Below are 207 nucleotides of genomic sequence, written 5' to 3' on the forward strand. Positions count from 1 at the left end.
CCGCCACCGTCCTGCCCGACGGCAGACAGATCAATTACCTGTATTACGGCAGCGGTCACCTGCACCAAATCAGCCTCGACGACGAAGTCATCACCGACATCGAACGCGATCAGCTGCACCGCGAAATCTACCGCACACAGGGTAAGCTCGCCAGCCGCTACGAACTTGACCCTTTAGGTCGTCTGAAACGGCAAATCGCCACCCTCA

General features: G+C 58.0%; 1 pseudogene. It reads left to right on the forward strand.

Annotated features, from left to right (window positions below):
• A pseudogene (locus HMPREF3050_RS10110) lies at nucleotides 1-207 on the forward strand (RHS repeat protein); the annotation flags it as partial.

Source organism: Neisseria sp. HMSC065D04, from assembly GCF_001815675.1.
In the GTDB taxonomy this organism is placed as follows: Bacteria; Pseudomonadota; Gammaproteobacteria; order Burkholderiales; family Neisseriaceae; genus Neisseria.